The following is a 6,093-nucleotide window of genomic DNA, read 5'->3' as shown; positions in this document are numbered from 1 at the left end:
TGCGATCGGCATCCTCCAGGACAAGGCGTCGACGGAGCTGAAGAAGCCGTTCTGGCAGGGCTTCAAGCAGGATCTCCAGGGCAGCGTGAAGCCCGCGATCATCGGGCTCGGGGTCGCGTTCGGCAACGTCTTCAAGGGGATCGCCGGGGTCATCGACGCGTTTCTGCCGCACATGGACGGCATCTCGTCGACCATGCAGCGGATCACAGGCCGGTTCGCGACGTGGGCGACCGGGCTGAAGGGCTCGCCCGAGTTCGAGCGGTTCCTGTCGTACAGCGCCGAGCACGCCCCGTTGATCGCCGAGACGCTCGGGAAGATCGCGGGCGCGTTCCTGAGCATCGGCCAGGCACTGTCGCCGCTGTCGGGGCCACTGCTTCAGGTGATCGGCACCTTGGCTCAGGGTGTGGGCTGGCTCGCACAGCACGCCCCTGAGCTGGTCATCGCCGTCTACGGCCTGTATGTGGCGACGAAGCTGTGGGCTGCCTGGCAGCTGATCCTGAACGGCGCCATGGCGGCGTTCCAGGTGATCGCCTCGGCTGGGCCGTGGGGCTGGATTGTCCTCGCGATCGGCGCCGTGGTGCTGGCCGTGATCTACATGTACAACCACTTCACCTGGTTCCGTGAGGGCATCCAGGCTGTCTGGTCGGCGATCCAGACGGCGTCGATGTGGCTGTGGACGAACGTCCTGCAGCCGGTGTTCGCATTCATCTGGGACGGGCTGAAGCAGCTGGGCCGGGCCGCGATGTGGCTGTGGACCAACGCCATCAAGCCCGCCTGGGATGCGATCAGTCTGGCGGCCCGCATCCTGCTGACGGTGATCACCGTCGCCGTGATCCTGCCGATCATCGTCGCTTTCAAGGTACTTGGTGCGATTGCGGGCTGGCTGTGGAAGTACGCGATCAAGCCCGCCTTCGAGGCGATCGCGGCACTCGCCGTGTGGCTGTACCGGAACGTCCTGAAGCCGCAGTTCGACGCGGCCATGGCCATCTTCCGGGCTGTCGCAAGGGTCGCCACGTGGCTGTGGAAGAACGTGCTCGCACCGGCGTTCCGGGCAATCGGTGACCAGGCGAAGTGGCTGTACACGAACGCGATCAAGCCTGCGTTCGGGTGGATCGCTGACCGGGCAGCCTGGCTCTGGTCGAAGGGCGTGAAGCCGCAGTTCGACCTGCTCAAGGCCGGAGTGAAGGCGGTCGGGACCGCGTTCAACACCGCGAAGGACTACATCGGCGAGCAGTGGAGCAAGCTCTCGAACCTGGCCCGCAAACCAGTCCAGTACGTCGTGGATGTCGTCTACAACAACGGCATCCGAGGCGTCTGGAACAAGGTCGCGGACGCCTTCGGTGCGCCCAGCCTGCCCAAGTTCAAGTTCGCCAAGGGTGGCGTCATGCCCGGCTACACGCCGGGCCGCGACGTCCACAAATTCGCGTCCCCGACAGGCGGCCAGTTGGAGCTGTCTGGCGGAGAGTCGTTCTTCAGGCCCGAGTTCACCCGCGGCGTGGGCTCCGGCTTCGTCAGCACGATGAACTCGATCGCCAAGACGAAGGGCGCTCAGGGAGTCAAGGCTGCTCTGGCACCGGTGCTCGGCGGCAACCCGAACACGTCGACGGACCGCTCCCTGCGGTACGCCAACGGCGGAGTCGTGCAGAAGTTCGCAGACGGCGGCATCTTCGGCTGGATCGGCAAGGCCGCATCCGCTGCTGTCGGTGCCGGATCGGAAGCTTGGAATGGCATCAAGAAGGGCGCGAGCTGGCTCAAGGACACACTGGAGGGCTCGGCACGCTCGGGTGTGAAGGCAGTCGTCAACCCGCTCCTGGCCAACTTTCCCGGCATGGACACAGGCTTCGGCAAGCTGATCCGGAAGATCCCGGACGGCATCATCGGCGCCCTGTTCGGCTACAGCAAGAAGGCCGACAGCAAGGGCGCCGGTGGCATCGGCGGGCCGCGGATCCAGGCCGGTCTGAAGTGGGCTCGAACCCAAAACGGCAAACCGTATCAATGGGGCGGAAATGGCAACCCTTCATGGGATTGCTCGGGTCTGGTTTCTGCGATCGAGTCCGTGATCCGAGGCCAGAAGCCGCATCGCCGGTGGGCGACCGGGGCGTTCTCGGGGAAGACTGCACCACCTGGATGGGTCCTCCACGGCAACAGCCCGTACCGCATCGGCATCACCAATGCTGGGGTCGGCCACACGGCCGGAACGCTCGGCGGCGTCAATGTGGAGTCCCGTGGCGGCGACGGCGTCGTCATCGGCAAGGGGGCTCGCGGCTACCGGGACAAGCTGTTCACCAGCTGGTACGGGTTCAAGCCTGGGTCCTACGACTCTGGCGGATACCTCCAGCCCGGCATGAACCTCGCGTTCAACGGGACGGGGCGTCCGGAGCCGGTGTTCACGACGGCGCAGGCCAACGCGCTCACCTCCCTTGCGGCACGGTCCGCTCAGCAGCAGCTGGGCGACCTGTCCGTGTCGGTGTTCGTCGGCAACGAGCAGATCACCGACATCGCCCGCACTGAAGTACGCACCGCTCAGGGCGAACTCATTCAGGTACTCAACGCGGGCTGAGGAGGAATCTTGGCGATCCCCGGAAACTTCCTCAGCCCGACCACGGAGTCCGTCGACCCGAACACTTCGGGCTGGACCCCGAAACTCAACTGCGGCACGTTGCTGAAGGGGACGGGCGGCCGGAACGGGGACGGCTGCCTCGTCACCAAATCGGTGGCGGCGGGCGAAGTGCAGGCCCGCACCGTCTCCTCGTACCCCGTCACCGCGGGCACCGTCTACTACACGTTCGCCGACACAGCGGGCGCGGTACCGGAACGGATCGGGATCCGCTGGCTCAACAGCAGCGGCACCGAAATCTCCATCACCTGGTCGCTGACCACGATGGCCGCCTCCTCCAGCTGGCACCGCGTCAGTGTTGCCGGGCAGGCCCCGATGGGGGCGACGCAGGCGCACGTGGTGCTGTCGTCGACCGAGGTCGGCATCAACGTCTCCCACTACTGGGAGAACGTCTACCTCGGCCTGCCGCTGCGCACGACCGGCAACCTGCTGCCGTTCGGCACCGAAAGCACAGAGATCGACGCCAGCGGATGGGCGGCGGTCGTCAACGCCACCATCACCCGCCAAGCCCCGGTCATGAGCTGGGCAGTCGACAACTACCTGGCCGGTGGGCAGACGCTCGCCGTGACCGCGATCGCCGCCGGTAACGCCTCAGCGCTCGCCGTGGACCGGCCCGCGGTGACGCCCGGCGCCGAATATCTGGCCTACGCCTACCTGCAGCCCCCGGTCCTCACCTCGCAGGCGTGGATTGAGCTGCGCTTCTACGACATCAACGGCAACCAGGTCGGCGCGCAGAGAAGCACGCTCGCACCGCCTGCCACTACCGGCATGTATCGGCAGCGGGCGTCGATGGTGGCGCCGGCCACCGCAGCGACGTGCTCGGTGGCGGCAGGCCTGGACTCGGCGTCCGCCGGGCAGGTGCTGCGGCTGGAGACGGTCGTCGTCACGGTGGCGCCGCAACTACAGGCGGGCACAGTCCTGCCCTACGCGGACGCCTCGTTCGAGCAGGGCATCGCCGGGTGGACTGTCGCGTCGGGTGTGGCGACGATCGCCCGCACCACACCTTGGGGGCTCAGCGCCTTCGACGGCGCCTACTCGCTCGCCGTCTCATCGGCGACGGCGACCGCATCCACGATCCGGTCGGGCCGCTTCCCCGTCGAAGAGGGCCTGAACTGGCGTGCCCAGATCATCGCGCACACCGCGGCAGGCTCCTGGGCGACGGTGCGCACACGGGTCCGCTGGTACGACGCCTCCAACGTCGACTTGGGCTCGAGCACGGGCATCGCCTACACACTGCCGGGCGCGTCCTGGTATGCGCTGCCCGCGGATGCGGTGGCGCCCGCCGGGGCGACGCAGGCCGCGGTGGAGGTTGTGGCCACAGCGTCGGCGACGTCGAGCGTCCTGCATGTGGACCAGGTCGCGCTGTGGGAGGTTCTGCCGCTGACCGCGGTAGAGGCCCACTCCGACAGCGGCTACATCGAACTGACGCTGCGGGAGCTGATCCTCGACGACGAGATCACCGTGTACCGGCTGCTGCCGGACGGGTCGAGGGTGCTGGTGCGCGGCCCGTATGGGCTGATCGACCGGCAGCTGATCGCATCCGACCTGATGATCATCGAGGATCACGAGGCACCCCTGAACACGCCGGTGCGCTACCGCATCGAGCAGTACCTGCCCGGCGAGCTCACCGCCACCGCCCGCACCAGCGACTACGCGACCGTCGAACTTGCAGACATCAACAGTGTGTGGCTGAAGGACCCCGGGAACCCGCAGCGGAACCTCACGGTGACCGTGGAGAAGCCGCCGGACTGGACCCGGCCCGTCGACCAGGCGTCGTTTGTGGTGCGCGGGCGCCGCAACAAGGTCACCCACCACGGTCTGAGGCAGGGCCTCGAGGGCGGCCTGTCGATCTGGACCCTGTCCGACCAGCAGCGCAAAGCCCTCAACCTGCTCCTCGACTCCGGCAACACGTTGCTCTGGCAGGCCGTTCCCGGCATGGGCGTCGACGACATGTACGTCGACGTCGGCGAAGTCCCGGAAGCGCGGACGGGAGGCCTGGCGCAGGAGCAGATGCGGGCGTGGACGCTGCCCATGGTGCAGGCGGACATGCCGGTCACGGTCGGCGTCAACGGGCCCGCAGGCCGCACCTGGCAGGACGTGGTCACCGAATTCGCGACCTGCGCTGACCTGCTGGCCGTGTATGCCACGTGCGAGGACTTGTTGCTCGACCGGAGGCGGTGACCTTGTACGCCGTCACCGACCGGTTCCTGAAACGCCTCGCCGAATCGCATGCACCGCTCACCGAGGTGCTGCTGCTGCTCACTGACGGCCGCACTCTCGCGCTGGAGCACACTGGCGGCAGCGTGACGGTGGACCGTGGCAGCGCGATCCGCCGCACCTGCACCGTCACCGTCGCCGACCCGACCTTGATCCCTCGCACGCCCACCGACCAGCTGGCCACCTACGGGGCCCAGCTGCGGATCTCCCGCGGAGTCGACTACGGCGACGGCACCAGCGAACTCGTGCCGCTCGGAGTGTTCCGCCTCGACGACGTCGGCGGAGACGTCAACGACGGACCGGTCACCTTGCAGGGGAAAGACCTGTCGGCGATCGTCGCCGACGACAAGCTCTACGCCCCCTGGACGGCGACAGGCACCGTCGTCTCCGCCATCACCGCACTCATCCAACGATCCATCCCGACCGCCGCCGTCATCAGCACCATCGCCGACCAGGGCATCGGGAAGCGCACTTTCGATGTCGAAGCCGACCCGTGGGCGGGCTGCCAGGAGATCGCCTCCGGGGCCGGCGCCGAGGTGTACTGCAACCCGGACGGCGTGTTCGTCATCGCCACCCTGCCCGACCTGGCGACCGCCACCCCCGTGTGGGAGATCAAAGCCGCCGAGGGCGGCGTGTACATCAAAGCGAACCGCGGCATGTCCAGCGCCAACGTCTTCAACGGCATCCTTGCCCGCGGAGAGAACACCAGCGAGAACGTGGCCCCGGTCCAATACCTGGCCGTGGACGGCGACCCGAACAGCCCGACGTACTGGGGTGGCCCGTTCGGCCGGCGCCCGGATTTCTTCACGTCCAGCACGCTGACGACGACAGCAGCCTGCCAGCAGGCAGCAACGCTGAAACTCGCGCAAGCCAAAGCGCCGAACGCGACCGGCGACATCAGCTCCCTGCCGAACCCGGCCCTCGAATCGGGCGACGTTCTTCGGGTGCAGCACGAAGACGGCAGCCGCGAACTCCACCAGGCCGCGAGCTTCAGCGTGCCCCTCGACCTGGGCGGGGACTTCCCCATCAGCACGATCAGCGCCAAGGAGGACGCATGAAGTCCTCACACGCCTCCAACCGCGACCTCAAGTACGCAATCCAGCAGGCAGCGAAACGCGCCGGGGAACAGGCGCCAAGCGTGCGCGGCTCCGACTGGCGGCTCGCCACAGTCACCGCGGAGAACGGCGACGGCACCGTCGACGCCGACGACATCCCCGACATCCGCTGCATGGAGCCCTACGTTCTGCCTGCGGTCGGCG

The 6,093-nt window shown here is 67.6% G+C and carries 4 protein-coding genes and 1 pseudogene; 4 read left to right on the top strand and 1 reads right to left on the bottom strand.

Going from position 1 to position 6,093, the window contains the following annotated elements:
• A partial coding sequence (locus VIU94_RS32935) for a hypothetical protein (RefSeq protein WP_331917147.1) occupies positions 1-195 on the bottom strand: 195 nt, incomplete at its 3' end.
• 97 nt (positions 196-292) lie between these two features.
• Here VIU94_RS32935 and VIU94_RS32930 point away from each other — a divergent pair.
• The 4 genes and pseudogenes from VIU94_RS32930 to VIU94_RS32915 all read left to right on the top strand — a co-directional run.
• Positions 293-2,560: a hypothetical protein gene (locus VIU94_RS32930; protein WP_331917145.1), complete on the top strand. Its 2,268-nt coding sequence runs from the start codon at positions 293-295 to the stop codon at positions 2,558-2,560.
• A 9-nt stretch (positions 2,561-2,569) separates the two neighbouring features.
• Entirely contained in the window at positions 2,570-4,798 is a 2,229-nt protein-coding gene (locus tag VIU94_RS32925) for a hypothetical protein (RefSeq protein ID WP_331917143.1), read from the top strand.
• Entirely contained in the window at positions 4,795-5,892 is a 1,098-nt protein-coding gene (locus VIU94_RS32920; RefSeq protein WP_331917141.1) for a DUF5047 domain-containing protein, read from the top strand. The genes VIU94_RS32925 and VIU94_RS32920 overlap by 4 nt, the downstream gene beginning before the upstream one ends.
• A pseudogene (locus tag VIU94_RS32915) lies at positions 5,889-6,093 on the top strand (hypothetical protein); the annotation flags it as partial. The gene VIU94_RS32920 and the pseudogene VIU94_RS32915, both read left to right, overlap by 4 nt.

The organism is Streptomyces sp., assembly GCF_036566765.1.
In the GTDB taxonomy this organism is placed as follows: Bacteria; Actinomycetota; Actinomycetes; order Streptomycetales; family Streptomycetaceae; genus Streptomyces.
The sequence above is the reverse complement of the archived record's forward strand: the minus strand, read 5'-3'. Positions and strand labels throughout refer to the sequence as shown.